At 55.2% G+C, this 18,358-nt stretch carries 23 protein-coding genes; 11 read left to right on the top strand and 12 right to left on the bottom strand.

Annotated features, from left to right (window positions below; all coding sequences use genetic code 11):
- Positions 1 to 24 precede the first annotated feature (24 nt).
- A complete protein-coding gene (locus tag ACR0JR_RS00250) occupies positions 25 to 1,827 on the bottom strand; it encodes a PHA/PHB synthase family protein (RefSeq protein ID WP_480454593.1) in 1,803 nt (600 codons plus the stop codon).
- Between the two features lie 111 nt (positions 1,828 to 1,938).
- Between ACR0JR_RS00250 and phaZ the strand changes: the two genes are divergently transcribed.
- Together phaZ and ACR0JR_RS00240 are read left to right on the top strand one after the other, a co-directional pair.
- Complete coding sequence (gene phaZ / locus ACR0JR_RS00245; RefSeq protein WP_480454592.1) at positions 1,939 to 3,210, top strand: polyhydroxyalkanoate depolymerase; 1,272 nt, start codon at positions 1,939 to 1,941, stop codon at positions 3,208 to 3,210.
- The gene (locus ACR0JR_RS00240) at positions 3,207 to 3,791 is read left to right on the top strand and encodes a DUF6151 family protein (RefSeq protein ID WP_480454591.1); all 585 of its coding nucleotides are present in this window, start codon (positions 3,207 to 3,209) and stop codon (positions 3,789 to 3,791) included. Before phaZ ends, ACR0JR_RS00240 begins: the two co-directional genes overlap by 4 nt.
- Here the strand turns inward: ACR0JR_RS00240 and ACR0JR_RS00235 are convergent.
- From ACR0JR_RS00235 to ACR0JR_RS00215, 5 genes are all read right to left on the bottom strand, one after another.
- Positions 3,788 to 4,498, bottom strand: coding sequence for an alpha/beta fold hydrolase (locus ACR0JR_RS00235; RefSeq protein ID WP_480454590.1), 711 nt, complete (start codon positions 4,496 to 4,498; stop codon positions 3,788 to 3,790). The genes ACR0JR_RS00240 and ACR0JR_RS00235 overlap by 4 nt on opposite strands.
- Positions 4,499 to 4,572: 74 nt before the next feature.
- Positions 4,573 to 5,187, bottom strand: a complete 615-nt coding sequence (locus tag ACR0JR_RS00230; RefSeq protein ID WP_480454589.1) for a hypothetical protein — start codon at positions 5,185 to 5,187, stop codon at positions 4,573 to 4,575.
- A gap of 20 nt (positions 5,188 to 5,207) precedes the next feature.
- Complete coding sequence (locus tag ACR0JR_RS00225) at positions 5,208 to 5,633, bottom strand: VOC family protein (protein WP_170770302.1); 426 nt, start codon at positions 5,631 to 5,633, stop codon at positions 5,208 to 5,210.
- On the bottom strand, positions 5,633 to 6,625 hold the full coding sequence (locus ACR0JR_RS00220; protein WP_480454588.1) for an alpha/beta hydrolase: 993 nt from the start codon (positions 6,623 to 6,625) through the stop codon (positions 5,633 to 5,635). The genes ACR0JR_RS00225 and ACR0JR_RS00220 overlap by 1 nt, the downstream gene beginning before the upstream one ends.
- Positions 6,625 to 7,374, bottom strand: a complete 750-nt coding sequence (locus ACR0JR_RS00215) for an alpha/beta fold hydrolase (protein WP_480454587.1) — start codon at positions 7,372 to 7,374, stop codon at positions 6,625 to 6,627. Before ACR0JR_RS00215 ends, ACR0JR_RS00220 begins: the two co-directional genes overlap by 1 nt.
- A 217-nt stretch (positions 7,375 to 7,591) precedes the next feature.
- Between ACR0JR_RS00215 and thrS the strand changes: the two genes are divergently transcribed.
- From thrS to ACR0JR_RS00190, 5 genes are all read left to right on the top strand, one after another.
- Positions 7,592 to 9,550 (top strand): threonine--tRNA ligase, encoded by a 1,959-nt coding sequence (gene thrS / locus ACR0JR_RS00210; RefSeq protein WP_480454586.1) that lies wholly within the window; start codon positions 7,592 to 7,594, stop codon positions 9,548 to 9,550.
- A gap of 222 nt (positions 9,551 to 9,772) precedes the next feature.
- Positions 9,773 to 10,075 carry a BufA1 family periplasmic bufferin-type metallophore gene (locus ACR0JR_RS00205; protein WP_010439128.1) on the top strand — a complete coding sequence of 101 codons (303 nt, stop codon included), beginning with the start codon at positions 9,773 to 9,775 and terminating at the stop codon, positions 10,073 to 10,075.
- A gap of 71 nt (positions 10,076 to 10,146) precedes the next feature.
- Positions 10,147 to 11,004: an MNIO family bufferin maturase gene (bufB, locus tag ACR0JR_RS00200; RefSeq protein WP_480454585.1), complete on the top strand. Its 858-nt coding sequence runs from the start codon at positions 10,147 to 10,149 to the stop codon at positions 11,002 to 11,004.
- On the top strand, positions 11,001 to 11,762 hold the full coding sequence (locus ACR0JR_RS00195) for an HvfC/BufC family peptide modification chaperone (RefSeq protein WP_480454584.1): 762 nt from the start codon (positions 11,001 to 11,003) through the stop codon (positions 11,760 to 11,762). Before bufB ends, ACR0JR_RS00195 begins: the two co-directional genes overlap by 4 nt.
- Positions 11,759 to 12,277 (top strand): DoxX family membrane protein, encoded by a 519-nt coding sequence (locus ACR0JR_RS00190; protein WP_170469115.1) that lies wholly within the window; start codon positions 11,759 to 11,761, stop codon positions 12,275 to 12,277. Before ACR0JR_RS00195 ends, ACR0JR_RS00190 begins: the two co-directional genes overlap by 4 nt.
- 1 nt (position 12,278) lies before the next feature.
- Here ACR0JR_RS00190 and ACR0JR_RS00185 read toward each other — a convergent pair whose 3' ends face one another.
- Together ACR0JR_RS00185 and ACR0JR_RS00180 are read right to left on the bottom strand one after the other, a co-directional pair.
- A complete protein-coding gene (locus ACR0JR_RS00185; protein WP_170469113.1) occupies positions 12,279 to 12,647 on the bottom strand; it encodes a hypothetical protein in 369 nt (122 codons plus the stop codon).
- Positions 12,648 to 12,689: 42 nt separating this feature from the next.
- Positions 12,690 to 13,007, bottom strand: a complete 318-nt coding sequence (locus ACR0JR_RS00180) for an ArsC/Spx/MgsR family protein (RefSeq protein ID WP_170538913.1) — start codon at positions 13,005 to 13,007, stop codon at positions 12,690 to 12,692.
- A 214-nt stretch (positions 13,008 to 13,221) separates the two neighbouring features.
- On the opposite strand from ACR0JR_RS00180, the gene ACR0JR_RS00175 reads away from it, so the two are divergent.
- Positions 13,222 to 13,428 carry a cold-shock protein gene (locus ACR0JR_RS00175; protein WP_010439113.1) on the top strand — a complete coding sequence of 69 codons (207 nt, stop codon included), beginning with the start codon at positions 13,222 to 13,224 and terminating at the stop codon, positions 13,426 to 13,428.
- 123 nt (positions 13,429 to 13,551) lie between these two features.
- Here ACR0JR_RS00175 and thyX read toward each other — a convergent pair whose 3' ends face one another.
- Positions 13,552 to 14,463, bottom strand: coding sequence for an FAD-dependent thymidylate synthase (thyX, locus tag ACR0JR_RS00170; RefSeq protein ID WP_170538911.1), 912 nt, complete (start codon positions 14,461 to 14,463; stop codon positions 13,552 to 13,554).
- A gap of 178 nt (positions 14,464 to 14,641) precedes the next feature.
- Here thyX and ACR0JR_RS00165 point away from each other — a divergent pair, with 178 nt between their 5' ends.
- Positions 14,642 to 15,070, top strand: coding sequence for a VOC family protein (locus ACR0JR_RS00165; protein ID WP_170469104.1), 429 nt, complete (start codon positions 14,642 to 14,644; stop codon positions 15,068 to 15,070).
- Positions 15,064 to 15,759, top strand: coding sequence for a DUF1194 domain-containing protein (locus tag ACR0JR_RS00160; RefSeq protein WP_480455169.1), 696 nt, complete (start codon positions 15,064 to 15,066; stop codon positions 15,757 to 15,759). The genes ACR0JR_RS00165 and ACR0JR_RS00160 overlap by 7 nt, the downstream gene beginning before the upstream one ends.
- An 80-nt stretch (positions 15,760 to 15,839) precedes the next feature.
- Here the strand turns inward: ACR0JR_RS00160 and ACR0JR_RS00155 are convergent, their stop codons facing one another.
- From ACR0JR_RS00155 to ACR0JR_RS00145, 3 genes are all read right to left on the bottom strand, one after another.
- A complete protein-coding gene (locus tag ACR0JR_RS00155) occupies positions 15,840 to 16,337 on the bottom strand; it encodes a MarR family winged helix-turn-helix transcriptional regulator (protein WP_170538906.1) in 498 nt (165 codons plus the stop codon).
- 77 nt (positions 16,338 to 16,414) lie between these two features.
- Complete coding sequence (locus ACR0JR_RS00150) at positions 16,415 to 16,672, bottom strand: succinate dehydrogenase assembly factor 2 (protein ID WP_480454583.1); 258 nt, start codon at positions 16,670 to 16,672, stop codon at positions 16,415 to 16,417.
- Entirely contained in the window at positions 16,669 to 17,061 is a 393-nt protein-coding gene (locus ACR0JR_RS00145) for a helix-turn-helix domain-containing protein (RefSeq protein WP_010439102.1), read from the bottom strand. The genes ACR0JR_RS00150 and ACR0JR_RS00145 overlap by 4 nt, the downstream gene beginning before the upstream one ends.
- 92 nt (positions 17,062 to 17,153) lie before the next feature.
- On the opposite strand from ACR0JR_RS00145, the gene ACR0JR_RS00140 reads away from it, so the two are divergent.
- A complete protein-coding gene (locus ACR0JR_RS00140; protein ID WP_480454582.1) occupies positions 17,154 to 18,356 on the top strand; it encodes a pyridoxal phosphate-dependent aminotransferase in 1,203 nt (400 codons plus the stop codon).
- Positions 18,357 to 18,358: the final 2 nt, after the last annotated feature.

Here is an 18,358-nt window from a genome sequence, read left to right as displayed (position 1 = left end):
AATATTTTTAGTTTCAGAATGATATCAGCGGCTTGCCTTGACCAAAACATAGGCCCCCGGAGCCGGACATAAGCGCGGATGATCCGAATCGCCGGTATCCCGAGCCGGAACCTGCTTGCCCGACCGTTTTTTCAACCAAGCTTCCCACATCGGCCACCACGAACCTGCGTGGAAGTCAGCCTCTTTCAGCCAGGTATCGGCATCAGACTTAAGATCAGGATTGGTGTAGTGACCATATTTCTTCTTGCTCGGCGGGTTCACGATGCCAGCGATGTGGCCGGACTCGGACACTACAAAGGTCTTTGACTTCGAACCCATCTGCTGCACCCCGCGATAGCAATCCTTCCACGCGGCGATATGGTCTGTTTCACAGGTAATCGCCATCAGCGGTACATCCACATCTTTGATATGCAGCTTCTGCCCCAGCAATTCGAACCCGTCCGTCACGAAACCATTGCTCTGACATAAACCGCGCAGATACTGGATCGCCATCTTACCGGGCAGATTGGCCCCATCCCCGTTCCAGTAAAGCAGATCAAACGCGGGCGGCGTCTCTCCCATCATGTAGCTGCGGATCGCCGGTGTGTAGATCAGATCCCGTGATCGCAGGAAGGACATCGTCCGGCCAATGATCCAGGCCTTCAGCACCCCGTCTTTTGAAACCTGATCTTCGATCCCATCTACGAAATCGTTTTGCAGGAACGGCGTAAATTCACCCTGCTCTCCAAAGTCCGTCAAGGTTGTGAAGAATGTAGCCGATTTGACCGATTTGTCGCCGCGTTGCTTCATTAGCGAAAGGGTTAGGCTGAGTGTCGTTCCAGCAATGCAGTAGCCTACCGCGTTGACCTGCTTGACCTTGCAGATTTTCTTGGCCTCTTCGATGGCAGTCAGAAACCCTTCCTGAATATAGTCTTCCATCCCGATATCAGCATGAGAGCTATCGGCATTGACCCAGCTGACCACTAACAGGGTATAGCCCTGCTCGGTCACCCATTTGATCAGGCTGTTCTGGGCCTTCAGGTCGAGGATATAGAACTTGTTGATCCAGGGCGGGAACAGAACGATGGGGGTTTCATGCACCGTCTCGGTCACCGGTTTATATTGGATCAGTTCCATCATCCGGTTGCGGTAAACGACGTCTCCGGGCGTTGTCGCGATATTGCCACCGATCTCAAAGGCGCTTTCGTCGGCGAGCCGAACAACCATCTCGCCGTCATTGGCCTCAAGATCGGATACGAGGTTTTCAAGCCCTTGTATTAATGATTGACCTTCAGTCTCGACGGCTTTCTCCAGGGCATCGGGGTTGGTGGCCAGAAAATTGGTCGGTGCCATCATATCGATGATCTGTTGCGAGAAATAACGCAGGCGCTGTTTGTCTTTGGTGTCTAGATCATCAACAGATGCGACAGCCTGAGCGATCGCATCAGCATTGGTCTGGTATTGCTGGCGGATCAAGCGGAAATAGGGGTTGGTGTCCCACATCGGGTTGGAAAACCGCTTATCTTTGACTGGGGCGTCCGGCTCTTCGCTTTCGCCAGAAGTCATCGCTTTCTGCGCTTCGGCAAAGTTGAGTACTGACTTTCCCCAATACTCGATCTGTTGTTCCAGCAGCTTTGAAGGGTTTTGCATAACATCAGCCCAATAGGCTGTTGCTGCTTTTGCAAAAAGCTCTTGATTCGGGCCGTCTAACGCAGGGGTATGCGGCGTTTTTCCCGCCATGACTTCGACGAGGCGTTTGGACAATTCTTCGACTTTGCCCATATTTTCTTTAAGTCGTTCAATATGTTCTTCAGGCAATTCTGGCGTCTGGTCGTCGGTAGTTGTCATTTTAACAATTCCCCCCTAGTCTCGCTGCTGTGCAGAATAACGTCGTAGGCGTCGGGGGGCAAAGCGGCGAATGGTCCGAATTCTCAGGCTGATACTCAGGAGGCACATTCGATGCGCTACATGATGACTTACGACCTGATGGAAACCATGCGTAACACCAACCAATGGCTTGGTGCAACCGCAAGCGCGATGGCGTCCTATCCCCTGTTTTCGATGACACCCAATCCAGCCTTCAACTGGATGGCAGCCTGGGGTGAAGTAACCGAGCGAACGTTCCAACGTATGATCGTCAAACCCGATTGGGGTATTCGCACCTTCACCTGCGAAGATGGCAAGGACCATTTGGTCGATGTCACAACAGTGCTTGAGCGCCCGTTCGGCGATCTGATCCACTTCCGCGTCAACGGGCGCGAAGAGCAGCCTCGCAAAGTTCTGCTGGTGGCGCCCATGTCGGGCCATTATGCAACGCTGCTGCGCTCGACCGTCAAAAGCTTGTTGGTCAATTGTGAAGTTTACATCACTGATTGGCATAATGCGCGCGATATCCCCGTGTCCGAAGGCAAATTCGATGTTGAGGATTACACCCTCTACCTTGTCGATTTTATGAAAGAGCTCGGGCCCGACACACATGTTGTCGCTGTTTGCCAGCCCGCCCCTCTGACGTTGGCGGCAACGGCCTATCTGGCCGAAGTCGAACCAAAGGCGCAGCCCAGTACACTGACCCTGATCGGAGGGCCGGTTGATCCCGATGCGACACCAACCGAGGTCACGGATTTTGGTCGCCGCGTCACAATGGGCCAACTGGAAGAGACCATGATCCAGCGCGTTGGTTTCAAATACAAAGGGGTCGGTCGCATGGTCTACCCCGGCCTGCTGCAACTTGCCTCGTTCATGTCGATGAATGCCGAACGTCACAGCAAGGCGTTTTCGGACCAAATCCAGCGGGTGATCCGGGATGAAGCTTCGGATCACGATGCCCACAACCGGTTCTATGATGAATATCTTGCCGTGATGGACATGACGGCCGAGTTCTACCTTTCAACCGTCGAACGGGTCTTTAAGAACCGCGAGATTGCGCGGAACGAATTTGTTGTCGCCGGACACAAGGTGGATATCGGCAAGATTACCGATGTCGCAGTGAAATCGGTTGAAGGCGCGAACGACGATATCTCGGCACCCGGTCAGTGCATTGCAGCGCTTGATTTGTGCACCGGCCTGCCGGACAACAAAAAAGCAAGCCATGTCGAACCTGGCGCTGGCCACTATGGTATTTTCGCGGGCCGCAGCTGGCGTGACAATATCCGCCCGCTTGTGATTGATTTCATGAATGAAAATAGCCGTAAGCCACGCCGTCGCGCCGCCAATAGCAACAAAGTGGCATGAGCGGCACCGCGGCTAAGGAACTCTCCTTCAGCTGCGACTGCGGCGCGCTTTCTGGCCGCATCACAGAGCGCGGCGTCAAATCAGGCACCCATGTCGTCTGCTTCTGCCATGATTGTCGCGCAGCCCAACTGTATTTCAAACAGCCAGACCCGGCCCCCGGCCCTGTCGATATTTTTCAGATGGCCCCGGAAGAAATCGAGATTAACCGAGGAGCCGAGCACTTGGCTGTGATGCAGCTTAGTCCCAAGGGCATGTTGCGGTGGTATGCCAAATGCTGCAACGCGCCATTGGCAACAACGCCATTGACCCCCAAATTTCCATTCGCGGGGGTTATTGTGAAACGCATCCTCGACAGCAACAGTCTTGGTCCCGTTACCACACGCGGATTTGTGCCCGGGCCTGATGGCAAACAATCTCATGAAAAAATTCGCTATGCGGCCATGGGATTGCTGAAGCGGGTTCTAAAATCGCGCCTGTCGGGAAGCTGGAAGAAAACACCGTTTTTCGATTCCGAGACGGGCACCCCCGTTGCTCCACCGACCATTTTAACAAAAGAAGAACGCGCAGCTTTCTACGACTAGGTCAGACGTAGCGGAGTTTGAATCCAGTCCAGCAGCGTTTCAGTTACTGTGTTAGGAGCTTCAAGTGTTGGGAAATGTCCAGCTCCATCAACTACATGCAGCACCGCATCCGGAATGAGATCTGCCACGAAAGTGTGTTTCCGCACCGTGTTTTCGGCATCATGAGCACCGCACATGATCACGGTCGGCATCTTGATCCGTCGCAACGTGCCTTGCTGATCCGGACGCCGCTGCAACAATCGCATCTGTCGCACAAATACTTCCGGCCCCAACGCCCTGGCCATCTGCAATACACTGTCGAGAATCGGAATTCGTTGCGGTCCTGGGGCCAGCATGTCTGAGCCGATCACTCTGCGCATGACGTCGTCCAACCGTCCCGCCTGCGCCCCTATGATCAATTCTTCGCGGTCTGCAGCGATCTGAGGCGTGTCCGCCTGCACCTCTGCCGTGATCAGACATAATCGTGTCACCCGCTCGGGCGCGCATCGCACAATTTCAAGCGCGATGCCTCCACCCAGGCCAAACCCGCACAATGCGAACCGATGCGGTAGCTGATCCAGCAGACCCGACGCGATCTCTTCTATCCGCTCGCCACCGGTGATCGGTGCAACCGTGACCGCACGATCATGCGACATCGCTGTGATCTGCACCTGAAACAACCGCGCGTCACACATCAATCCGGGCAGAAAAACCAATGGCTCGATCACCCTGGCGCCCTCCGCTCGTTGTTTATTGTTTTGTTACAAGATGAGAAGTTTGCCAGTGGCGGGCAAGCAAAACTTCAGGGATAATTGATCGCTCTGAATGGCGGAAAATCCGCGTACCGCGCTTGCCTTTGTGCCAGCGTTTCTTCCGGATCGGCCCCGGCCCGCAACAAGCAGCCACGCGGCGCAATATAACTGTCGATCCGCCTTACAGGCTTGGGCCGCCACACCAGATTGAACGCGCAGAGTTTCGGAAAGAACCAGATTTCAGAGTAATCCAGATGGTCATGCATCCACCACGCAAGATCCTGCCAATCGCGCCCTTGTTCATACCGGTCGGCAAACCATGGTATAACGACCGAAGCACCCGCGACACGCGCGTCGCCTTCGCCCCAGTCCCAGATGTGGCACTCTAATGGGTTGTCATTGCGGGCGCAGTTCAACCTGTTCTCGTTCCCGAACCGGTTCAAGGACCGCGAACGATAGCCCGAGCGTACAGCGACCCGCCCAAAGGTCTCTTCCAGTGGATCCATTAGTATTTCACAAAACGCACGCCCCGTTTCGATCGCAAGATCGGGGTTGTCAGGTACGTTCTGTAACTCGTGAAAGTTTCCAATTTCGGAATAAAGGAAATCCCGCATGAAGAAATGCCGGGAAAGGCGCACACGACCCAGGTTCTCGAGGCTCCACATGCTGCCCGGCCGACGCACGATCAGTACCCGTTCCAGCGAAAGGAACCGTCCGCGGCCAAGGTCGAGAAGGGGTTGAACGCAATTTCCCAGATCGTCTGGTCCGGAGCGCGGAAATACCCGTGATGTCCGCCCCAGAAGACGTCCGATGCGGGCTTGAGCACCTCCGCTCCGGCACGTTCCGCCTGGTCAATCAGCGCCGCCACGTCATCTTTTGCACGGCAATTATGGCTTAACGTCATCGCACCACGTCCCAGAGTTGCGACGTCCACTCCCATTTCGTCAGCCAGAGCGGCAAGTGGATAGAGGCCCAGCGTTTGCCCGATCAGATCAAACGCAATCACCCCATCGGGACTTTCAACTCGTTGCCAACCCAGTTTCTCATAGAAAACTGCGGCTGTTTCCAAGTCTTCCACGCCGATCGTGATCAGACTTACACGCTGCTCCATCACTCAATCCCCTGCTCCGCCAACCACTCCAACATACCTGAGACCGTTGCATCCGTCTGACCGGGCGACATCAACCGCCCCGCCACAACGTGCGAGGCTGGATCATCCCCGGGACCCATAGTCACCAATGCAACCGAGGCCGGGCCTCGCCATGCCTTTGCCACCTCATGCGTTCTGTCCGGCCGCACCACCTGATCGTCATCCGAGAACCAGAACAGCGCGGGGATCTGTGCGCCTGAAAAGTCCAGCGCATAAACCGCGTCTACAAGTGCAGACATCGGTACAACCGCCTCCCATGGGTAGATTGTTGTCCAATACTTGTTCTTTTCAGGATCAGAACTGGAAACATCCCGCTCGTCCCCCATCAAAAGAGGCAACCAATCGCGCGCCCATGGCAATGTTGGTGCCCACGCCGCAGCCATGTTCACTCCAAAGTTTGGTGAGACAAAAATCATTGCTGCCACATCCGCACTCAGCTCGGTATCCAGCGCAGCAGCTGCCGCCAGAGTTCCGCCAGTAGATGTCGAAATTACAACGACCTGCTCTCCAACCGCCCGGGCCGCAGCCAACCCTTCGGCCGCATCCCGCATCCAGCCCGAGGCCGTGCCTTCGACCATCGCGTCACCATCGCGCCCATGCCCTTGAAGTCGCGTATAAACAAGGTTTGCACCCAGCACCTCTGCGACCCGGTCAGGAACCGGCCGGATTTCTTCCGATGAGGCAGAGAACCCATGGATATAAAGCACCGCGTATGGTGTTCGCTGCTCGTAAAACCCATCTTGCCAGATCACACGCTTTTCGACGCCCGGCACGATGTCGTCATAGGCAGTTTCGGTGCTTTCAAAATAGACCTGAACGCCTTCACCAAATTTGCGGGGATCGAAACGGGGATGCAGGTCTACCGGCTCACGGGGACCAAATACGAAGACCAAACCACCAATCAGGGCCAATCCCAGCAGCAGACGCCCCAAAATCCAGCCAAAGCGCTGCATCAGGTGCCTCCTATTACATCCCGAACGGCCTGCTCGATCAAACCAAGGCACGGTCCGTCCGAGAATCGGTGATCCGCGTCTTTGACTAGCAGAAGCTGCATGTCTTGACCCGACGCGTGGTTAAGCAAGCCTACTGCGGTTTCAGTGGATACCGCCGTATCTGCCGTTCCCTGCAGGAAACGCACCGGGAAAGGCAATTCAAGCGGCGAACGCAAAACCAGACGCTGCCGCCCATCTTCAATCATCCGCTTTGTAATGACGTAGGGCTCCATATAGTCCGAAGGCAGCTCCACATGCCCAACGGTCTCCAGATCAGATTTCTGCTGATCTGAAAACGAAGCCCAATACCCGTCCTCGGTAAAATCCGGTGCTGCAGCGATCGTCACCATACCCGCAATCCGCTCGGGCATGACCCGCGCAAGCAACAACGCCTGCCATCCGCCCATGGATGATCCCACAATAATCAACGGGCCCGCGGTCAACCGTGAGACTGCAGCCAACGTATCCTCGTGCCAGTCCCCAATGCACCCGTCGGTAAACTCACCGGAACTTTCACCATGCCCCGAATAATCGAAGCGTAAGAAAGACTGCCCTCGCGCCTTGGCCCAGACCTCAAGATGCACAGCCTTGGTGCCTTCCATGTCCGATTTCAATCCGCCCAGAAAAACGATGGTTGGCCCCGTTCCTTCAGACTTGTGATAAGCCAGCCGTCGCCCCTGCGCTGTCTCAAGAAATTTCGTCTCTGCCATGAAATCCTCTTTTCTTTTCCCGCATCATGCACGTCATCACGCGCTTCGCAATTCCCCGACCCCTTTTTCATCCGGCCAAAAATATCCCGGGGTGCGCGAGGGGCAGCGCCCCTCGTTCCCACCCTTGACACGCGCATTCCCACCTGCCACATGAGCCGAACACACATAACCCGCAACCGGGCGTTCAGTGGGCGCCAAACCGACGAGGAGAGCCGATATGGCCTTGGACTCACAGTCAGTCTCCCTTACTTTTCCCGATGGCAATTCCCGCACCTTCGATGCAGGCGTCACGCCCGCTCAGGTCGCTGCCCGCATCTCGACCTCGCTGGCCAAAAAAGCCATCTCTGCCACGGTGAACGGCCAGCATTGGGACTTGCAATGGCCCATCGAAGCCGACGCGCAAATCGCCATTCACACCATTAAGGACGAGGCGCAAGCCAATGAGCTGATCCGCCACGATCTGGCGCATGTCATGGCGCGCGCCGTGCAGGAGATTTGGCCCGCTACCAAAGTCACCATCGGCCCCGTCATCGAAAACGGCTGGTACTATGACTTTGACCGCGAGGAGCCGTTTACGCCCGAAGATCTCGGCCTAATCGAGAAAAAGATGAAAGAGATCATCAACAAGCGTGATCCGGTGACCACCGAGGTTTGGGACCGTGACCGCGCGATCGAGTTCTACAAGGCCAACAATGAGCCCTATAAAGTTGAGCTGATCGAATCCATCCCGGGTGATGAGCCGCTACGCATGTATTGGCACGGCCACTGGCAAGATCTCTGCCGTGGCCCACACTTGCAGCACACTGGTCAACTGCCGGGCGACGCGTTCAAACTGATGTCCATCGCCGGTGCCTACTGGCGCGGCGACAGCGACCGCGCCATGCTTCAACGCATCTATGGCGTGGCCTTCACCGGCAAGGAAAAGCTAAAGGCATATCTGCATATGCTGGAAGAAGCCGCCAAGCGCGACCACCGCAAACTGGGCCGCGAGATGGACCTGTTCCACATGCAGGAAGAAGCTCCGGGGCAGATTTTCTGGCATCCCAACGGCTGGACCGTCTACACCCAACTTCAGGACTATATGCGCCGACAGCAGCGCAAGGGCGGTTATGTCGAGGTCAACACGCCTCAGGTTGTCGACCGCAAGCTGTGGGAAGCCTCGGGTCACTGGGACAAATATCAGGAAAACATGTTCATCGTCGAAGTCGACGAGGAACATGCGCGGGAAAAGGCTATTAACGCCTTGAAACCGATGAACTGCCCCTGTCACGTGCAGATATTCAACCAAGGCCTGAAATCCTATCGCGATTTACCTTTGCGTATGGCCGAATTCGGATCGTGCAATCGGTACGAACCCTCGGGTGCTCTGCACGGTATCATGCGCGTACGCGGCTTTACCCAGGATGATGGCCATATCTTCTGCACCGAAGACCAGATCGAATCTGAAACCGCCGAGTTCATTCGGTTCCTGTCCGAGATCTACAAAGACCTCGGGTTCGAAAACTTCTCGGTCAAGTTCTCGGATCGCCCCGAAAAGCGGTCTGGCTCCGACGAGGTATGGGACAAGGCTGAGGCCGCCCTGCTCAGTGCGACTCGTGCTGCGGGGATCGAACCGGAACTCAACCCGGGTGAAGGGGCGTTCTATGGCCCGAAACTGGAGTTCGTTCTGACCGATGCGATTGGTCGGGACTGGCAGTGCGGCACCCATCAGGTAGATTTTGTTCTGCCAGAGCGTCTGGACGCCACATATATCGGCGCCGATGGCGGCAAACACCGTCCGGTCATGCTGCACCGCGCGACACTGGGTTCGTTCGAGCGGTTTATCGGCATCTTGATTGAAGAACACGCAGGCAAACTGCCCTTCTGGCTTGCGCCGCGTCAGGTCGTGGTCGCCTCGATCACGTCCGAGGCAGATGCGTATGTGGCCGAAGTGGTCGAAGCCTTGCGCGCCGCTGGTGTTCGTGCCGAAGCTGATATTCGTAACGAGAAAATCAACTACAAGGTCCGCGAGCATTCGGTTGGCAAAGTCCCGATCATTCTGGCCGTCGGTCACCGCGAAGTTGATGAGCGCACGGTCAGTGTCCGCCGTCTCGGTGAAAAACAGACACAAGTTCAGTCGCTTGAATCTGTAACAAAAGAGCTGGGTCAGGCCGCAACGCCGCCAGATCTGCTGTAACATTCGGTGCCAAATTGCCGAAAATCCGGCCCTGATTTTAGGGCCGGATTGAAACAAATACCATTTTTCAATTCAAAAACAGTTTGTTAACCTTCAAGGGGCCATGACGGTCTTTGACGGGGTTGTGAGACACGGGCTCGTGAATTCAACTCTGAGCATCAAGCTACTACCTTTGTCATAGTCACAAGCAGACACGTAAAGTCAGCAAAAGGAAAATCCGAGATGTCGAACACCGCAAAAACACTGGTTATCGCAAGCGCAGTTGCCGCCGCCGTTTCCGGCGCTGCAACAACGGCGACCGCTCAGGCCAAAGAGAAATGCTATGGCGTTTCGCTGGCCGGTCAAAACGACTGCGCGGCTGGCCCCGGCACGACCTGCGCGGGCACGTCGACTGTAGATTATCAGGGTAATGCATGGACTCTGGTTGACGCAGGCACCTGCGCCGACATTGAGCTGCCAAAAACAGCAGATGGTGCGGACCGCAAAGGCTCGCTCGAGCCGCTGGAACGCGATCTGCCTGCATAAGTCTGCCCGAATGAACCGGAAAGGGCGGGCACCATCGCCCGCCCTTTCTGTGATGATCAAGGGATTTGCACATGTTAGACAATGCTCTCAGATCAAATCGATTGCCCGCCGCCCCAGGCGTCGGATATAAACCGCAGCATTTCTCGCAAATCCTTGAGCATGCGAAGCCAGTAGAATGGCTTGAGATTCATGCTGAAAACTATATGGGCGATGGCGGACGTCCTTTGGCACAATTGCGCCATCTATCCGAACAATTCCCCATATCCGTTCACGGCGTAGGCCTCTCCATTGGTGGTGAAACACCGCTGGACCTAGATCACCTCGCACGCCTGAAACACTTGGTTGGTTGGCTGAACCCAGCAAGCTTCTCTGAACATCTGGCATGGTCAACTCATGAAAGTCACTTCCTGAATGATCTGCTGCCGCTTCCCTATACCGATGCCACTCTGACCCGCGTGTGCGATCATATTGATCAGGTGCAAGGGGTCGTTGGACGGCAAATGCTGTTGGAAAATCCTTCCAGCTATTTGGCTTTCGAAGAAAGCACCTGGTCCGAGCCTGATTTCCTGCGCGAAATAACGCGCCGTACCGGATGTGGTTTGCTGTTGGATGTGAACAACGTCTTTGTTTCTGCCACTAATCTGGATTTCTCGCCTCAGGGCTATATCGACGCCTACCCGCTGGATCAGGTGGGTGAGATTCACTTGGGCGGTCACGACGAAGACGAAGACGATCATGGCCACCCCTTGCTGATCGATAGCCACGGGCGCGAGGTGGTTGATCCGGTCTGGGCATTGCTGGACTACGTTTTGGACAAATCGGGACCGAAGCCGGTGCTGATTGAATGGGATACCGACGTACCTGACTGGCCAATCCTGAGGGCCGAGGCCGAACGTGCCCAATCTGCGTTGGACAAGATTCCGGCATGAACGTGTCTCAGACCACATTCCATGACGCTTTGCTGGACGCCAACAAGTCGGTTCCGGATGGATTGCTGGACGCGCAAGCAAACGCGGCGGGACGTCGTTTCAGCGTGTATCGCAACAATGTCGCCGTTTCATTGACCGAGGCAATGCATCAGGCGTTTCCAGTCATTTCTAAGTTGCTGGGATCACAGAACATGGATGGGCTTGCCGGGATTTTCCTGCGCCAGCACCCGCCTACCTCACCACTTATGATGTTTTACGGTGATGAATTCCCTGCCTTTTTGGAAGGTATGGAGCAATTGTCGCATCTGGGATACCTGCCAGATGTAGCGCGGCTGGAGCTGGCGTTGCGGCGGGCCTATCACGCTGCCGATTGCCAGCCTATCGACCCTGAGGCTCTGAACGTTCCACCAGAAGACTTGATGCGCGCCAAGCTGACCCTCGCACCTGCGGCAACTGTTTTAATATCTGAATGGCCTGTGCACGCGATCTGGTTGTTCAACACCGAAGACGGTGCCCCGAAACCTGAAGCTGGTGCTCAGGATGTTCTGATTACACGTCCCGAATTCGATCCTGCCCCGCACCCGCTGCCACAAGGCGGCGCGGCATGGATCGCACGCGTTCAAAACGGGCAAAACATCGGTGAAGCATTTGAAGCCACCGTGGCGGAAACGCCCGAATTTGACCTTGGAACCACTCTGGCACTGCTTTTGCAGGGCGGTGCAATAACTTCTGTGACTATCGAAAGGCTGGACACATGACTGCCCTGATCTCTACCTACAATGACACGATGGACAAAGTGGCGAACACGTCCGGCTGGCTGACGCCTACCCTCGCTCGAGCCGTCTTTATCGCTGTCCTGTTCGTGTATTATTGGAACTCGGCAACACTGAAGATTGACGGCTCAATATTTTCGCCGTCCGCCGGGGCATTTGGGCAAATCTTCCCCAAGGCGGCCGAAGCCGTCCTGTATGACGTCAGCCAGATGACTTTCTTCCAGCGAATTGTCATCTTCTTTGGAACCGTGGCTGAGTTTGTATTGCCCGTACTGCTGCTGATCGGCCTGCTAACCCGTCTTGCCGCACTTGGCATGATTGGATTTGTCTGGGTGCAGACCCTCACCGATGTTACCGGACATGGTGTCAAATTGGGTGGCTTGTTTGACAACGCAATCACGCTGATGGATCAGCGCGTGATGTGGACATTCCTGCTGCTAGTGATTGTCATCAATGGTGCAGGCCCGCTTTCGCTGGATCGGCTGCTGCGCCTGAAATGACTTAGAAATGCGCCTTGGGCTCGTCCGGTTTTCCAGCCGCGAGCCCAAGCACTCCTGCTACGCCGGCAAAGGCTATTGGGAACATCGTAAAAACGCCAAAGCCAAAGGCGTAGTACATGCCCGCCGCAGAAATAAGCAGTAATATGCCCGCGACCAGAGCACGTGAATGGGCCATCGCTCCACCCACTATCGCCAATAGCGGTGCCACAATCGAAGCGGTCTGGATCAGTTCCGGGTTATCGACCTGCTCGGCAATCCCTTCGATCTCACCAAATTGGTCGATCAGTTCCACAAATCCATAGCCGAAAAATCCGACGACCATTCCGATTAGCCCGGCAATCACACCCAGTATCATGGCAGCGTTCCGCATTCACAGGTCTCCGCTTGTTGCCCATGTCACATAGGCAATTGATTAGGCAACACCAAGGGCCTGACGCGTTTCAGGCGTCCAGCCCAAATACATCCGGCCATCAGTTTCGATCAATGGGCGCTTCATCAAGGTCGGGTGATCAGCCAACAGCTCAAGCACCGGCCGATTTCGTGTATCCTCATCCAATCCGCGCCAGGTTGTTGATCGCGTATTGAGCAAGGCTTTGCCGAAAGTCTCATACGCCTCCGACAGGATATTTTCGGGAACACCTTGCCCCCGCACGTCGACAAACTCCGCATTCGGAAGCGATTTCAATGCCTTGCGACATGTGTCGCAATTCTTCAACCCATAGAGGCGCATAGTTTGATTGATCCTGTCTTCGCTGCAAAATCGGGCAATTCCATTGGCATGGCCCAGTTATTCTTGATTTTTTACTTCACCGTGCAATGTTGAAAAAGGCGAAACACGCAACCCGGGCTGTATCGTGTGGGCGAACAGTGATGTGTTGCGGTATTGCCAACCACTACCCCCACCAATTTGTGGGATAACGTGTAAGTAGAAGGAGACACGGGAAATGCCAACTGGCACCGTGAAATGGTTTAATACAACCAAAGGCTATGGTTTTATTGCGCCCGATGAGGGTGGCAAAGATGTGTTTGTACATATCTCGGCCGTAGAACGATCCGGCCTGACCGGACTCGCTGACAATCAGAAGGTCTCGTACGAGCTGGAAGACGGACGTGATGGCCGACAGATGGCGTCTGATTTGAAGCCGCTGTAAGGCAAGGCCCGCCCCGGCGGGAAAGACAAATAAGGTTGGCGGCCAATTTCCGGCCGTTAACCGTTAGCTACCCCAAAAAACGCGCCCACCTCGGGACGCGCTATTTTCTTTTTTCCTGACTATTCAGCTTTCGCGGATAACGCCTTCGAACTCGCGCCACTCCCGCGCTGTCATGCCCGAATTTTCCTGAGTAATATTCTCACCGCTCAACATCCGACGCAGGCAGGTCACCATCTGAGCCGAGAGGTTGACAGCACCTAAGCGATAATCCTCGAACGCGCGATAGGCAAACGGCACCCAGTCAGCGACGATCTTGCACATGGTATCAGCATAAACGCGGATTTCGTACTGCGCATGAGGGTCAGCGCGTAGACGCAAGAAGTGGAACAGGTTGTGCAGATCCACCTTCCAATACCATTGCGTATAGATATTGGCTGGCAGGTTCATCCGCGCCAGTTCTCGTGCCAACCCTTGCTGGCCATCCTGACCAATCATAGCTTCGTAGTTGTCATAGCATCGCGCGCTGTCGGCCTTCAAAATCTCCAACACTCGTGCGGCCTCTTCGCCCTGCAACGTGTCGCCACGGCCCTGATTGTTCACCTCAGACTGTGCGGCCACATGTTCGGGCGCGGGGATGTAGAATTCCCGATCCAGAATCGAGTAACGGGCCGAGTATTCGTTCACATTAGCAGTCCGGTGGCGAATCCACTGGCGGGCGACAAAAACCGGCAGTTTGACGTGCAGTTTGATCTCGCACATTTCAAATGGGGTCGAATGCCAATGCCGCATCAGATAGCGGATCAGGCCTTCGTCATTCTGCACCGATTTGGTGCCTTTGCCGTAGGATACCCGCGCGGCCTGACAGATCGCGGCGTCATCGCCCATATAGTCGATGACCCGAACAAATCCGTGATCCAGAACCTGATGCGCCGTGTACAGGTGATCTTCCATACCTTCGGCAACGACGCGGCGGGTCGGGCTCGATTGTGCGCGTTGCGCTTCAATCTCGGCCAGTTGGTCGGAAGACAGAGGCATGAAATTATCCTTTCCAGCAATGAGTCGCCCACCACTATATATCGGCTTTTTAACCACCGGAACCGCGATATGTGCGGCGTAGCGCGCAATTTACGAATTGTGTCAGTCCTGCCCTCTCGACACCGCATCGCGGCGCGCTAAGGTGCTGGGCATCACAATCAATGCAAGGAAAGTCGCGATGGGGCTGACATACCTCCACACTATGGTCCGCGTGAAGGATCTTGAGAAATCTATGACATTTTATGAGCTTCTTGGACTGAAAGAGACCCGCCGCTACGACAGTGAAGCAGGTCGATTCACGCTGGTTTTCCTCGCCCCTCCTGGGCAGGAAGACGCCCCGATCGAACTGACCTATAACTGGGATGGCGACGATAAACTGCCCAGCGACAGCCGCCATTTTGGTCACCTCGCCTATGGTGTCGACAATATTTATGAGACCTGCCAGCACCTTCAAGACAACGGGATCGTAATCAACCGCCCACCCCGCGACGGGCGAATGGCGTTTGTGCGCTCGCCCGACAACATCTCTGTCGAATTACTACAAAACGGAGAGGCACTGGAACCGGCGGAACCGTGGGCAAGCATGGAAAGCACCGGTCACTGGTGATCCGCCGGATAACATCTCTGGGGTTGCTCGTTTCAGGCGGCCCCGTTTGGGCCGAGCAATGTCGCCTTGCACTTGCCCTTGCCATGGACATCTCAACTTCGGTCGATGCTGTCGAAGATGCATTGCAGCGCAAAGGGTTGGCCACCGCCCTGATCGCGCCAGAAGTGCAAGAGGCATTTTTCAGGTCTCCGCAGCCGGTTGCACTGGCGGTCTACGAGTGGTCCGGCGGTTTCAACCAGAAACTTCTTTTGGATTGGCTCTTGATCGAGACGCCTGCGGACCTGCTTGCTGCCGCACACAGCATCGGCGATTCCGATAGGTCTGCCAATGAATATCCAACAGCGATGGGGCACGCTTTGGCGTACGGTGCAACGCTCATGCAACGCGCTCCCCGCTGCCTGTTCCAAACCATCGACATTTCAGGTGACGGGAAAAACAACGATGGTTACGGGCCTCAAATCGCCTACAAGCATTTTCCGTTCCAGAACACAACCGTGAATGGTCTGGTCATCAACGCTGGCGACTTTGAGGGTGAAACCGACCTGATCCCGTTTTTTCAGTCCAACGTCTTGCACGGTCCCGGAGCTTTCCTTGAAATCGCAAATGGATTTGAAGACTTTGAAAACGCAATGCGGCGCAAGCTGGAACGAGAATTGAAGGGTTTTGAACTTACCGAGCTGCACCCCTGATGAATGTTTCACATCTGCAGGCATAAGGTGCCGCTTCATAGGACAGTCCAATGAAATTTGGTCTCTGACCGCTTAAACAGCTAGTAAATATAGCGGATTTGATCTGTCCAGTACCGCTCGACCCGTCGCAATGAACCCGATATCTCTTCAATTCCATCCGCACCAATCACGCCACGATTTTGCAGCCCTTCTGCATGACGGGCAAATAGATCAGATACTATGTCGCGAATCTCTCGCCCGCGTTGGGTCAATCGCACCCTGACAGAACGCCGGTCAATTTCGCATCTCTGATGGTGCATATACCCCATCTCGACCAGCTTCTTGAGGTTGTAGCTGACATTGCTGCCTTGATAGTAGCCTCGGCTCTTCAATTCGCCGGCAGTCACTTCATGATCGCCAATGTTAAACAACAACAAGGCCTGCACGGCGTTGATTTCCAACACACCGACACGTTCAAATTCATCCTTGATGACATCAAGAAGCAAACGGTGCAGACGCTCAACCAGCGCCAGTGCCTCAAGATAGCCCGTCATGAACCCTTTGGTCCCTGGCGCGGCGACCTGTAACTCCATACTCATCCGATCCTCCGATTCATCGCGCTGTTTCTGAAAACATGACGCGAATTTCCGAAAAATCGGTTAAGTTGAATTATCGCTTATTTCTGAAATGTTTGCGCAATGTCTGCGATCAAATCTGACAGCGCTGTCGGAGGGCTGGCTTGACCGGTGACCCACTGGTACAAATCCTGATCATTTTCGTGCAGCAGCGCGTCATAGGTATTCAGCCCATCGTCATCCATCAATGACAGGTTGCGATCAGCATAGGCTGTCAGGATCAAATCCATCTCTTTGATACCACGTCGCATCGAGCGCATTTTCATGCGCTTGATCCGGGTTTCGCGGGATTCGGTCATTGACTGCGTTCCAGCTTCAGGCGCAGCGACTTTTCCACTCTGGCCAAGCGCTCTGAACTCGCGCGCATCTCACCCCTGATTGTACGCAGTTCTGCCACCAGATCGCGCAGCTCCGAGTCCACATCGCCATTCAGGCTGGTCTCATCCATTCCGTCGCCTTCACCGGTCAAAAGCCACATGATCGAGACATTCAACAGCCCGGCCATCATCGACAGCTTGTTGGCACGGGGTTCGGACAGATCATCTTCCCACGAAATTATCGTCGCCTTTTTAACCCCTAGACGACGGGCCAATTGTGTCTGGGTCATACCCGCAACCTCGCGCGCGCCCGCGACGCGATCTCCAAAGGTTGCAGTGTCCGGTCCGAACCAGTCCGTTTCGTCGTTCATTGGGGTCTCCAATAGGTGAGGTTCAATTGGCTTGATCGATATTTCGGCGCACCCTATGACAGTCAGGCTGAACATACAAACTGAGGCCACCCATGAGTTTCCTGTCTGCGACATTGTCACGCGTAAAACCCTCGCCCACCATCGCCATGACAGCCAAAGCGGCCGAGTTGAAAGCTGCCGGACGCGATGTCATTGGGCTGAGTGCTGGTGAGCCGGATTTTGACACACCGCAGAACATCAAGGACGCCGCTGTTGCTGCTATCGCCGCAGGCAAGACGAAATACACAGCGCCAGATGGTATCCCCGAGCTGAAACAGGCGGTCTGCGCCAAGATGAAGCGTGACCACGGGTTGGACTATACGCCCGCTCAGGTCTCGGTCGGGACCGGGGGCAAGCAGACGCTTTACAACGCCCTTATGGCCACGCTCAATGAGGGGGATGAGGTCGTCATCCCCGCACCCTATTGGGTCAGCTATCCGGATATGGTCTTGCTGGCAGGCGGGACACCGGTGATTACTGAAACCTCGCTTCAGACCAGCTTTAAACTGACGGCCGATCAGTTAGAAGCAGCGATTACGCCCAAGACCAAATGGTTCATCTTCAATTCTCCGTCCAATCCAACCGGTGCGGGCTACAGCCGAGCAGAGCTGAAAGAGCTGACTGACGTGCTGATGCGGCATCCGCATGTCTGGGTGATGACTGACGATATGTATGAGCATCTGGCCTATGACGGGTTCGAATTCTGCACGCCTGCACAAGTGGAACCGGGGCTTTATGACCGGACTCTAACCTGCAATGGCGTCTCCAAAGCCTATGCCATGACCGGCTGGCGCATCGGATATGCTGCGGGCCCGGTCGAGCTAATCGCGGCAATGCGTAAAGTGCAGTCGCAGTCCACGTCGAATCCCTGCTCGGTCAGCCAATGGGCTGCGGTCGAAGCGTTGAATGGGACTCAGGCGTTTCTTGCGCCAAATAACGAGATATTCAAACGCCGTCGCGATCTGGTGGTCGATATGCTTAGCCAGATCGATGGCATCTCTTGCCCAACACCCGAAGGCGCATTCTATGTCTACCCGTCCATCGCTGGCCTGATCGGAAAGACCACCCCGGCAGGGACGGTGATTGACTCGGACGAAGCATTCGCGACTGCTCTGCTGGAGGAAGCCGACGTTGCGGTGGTGTTTGGCGCGGCCTTTGGTCTATCTCCCAATTTCCGAGTTAGCTACGCGACATCTGATGAAGCGCTGACCGAGGCTTGCACCCGTATCCAACGCTTCTGCGCGTCCCTGACCTGAGG

The organism is Ruegeria sp. AA3 (assembly GCF_056542905.1).
Note: the sequence above shows the minus strand (reverse complement) of the source record. Positions and strands in the feature narration are given on the sequence as shown.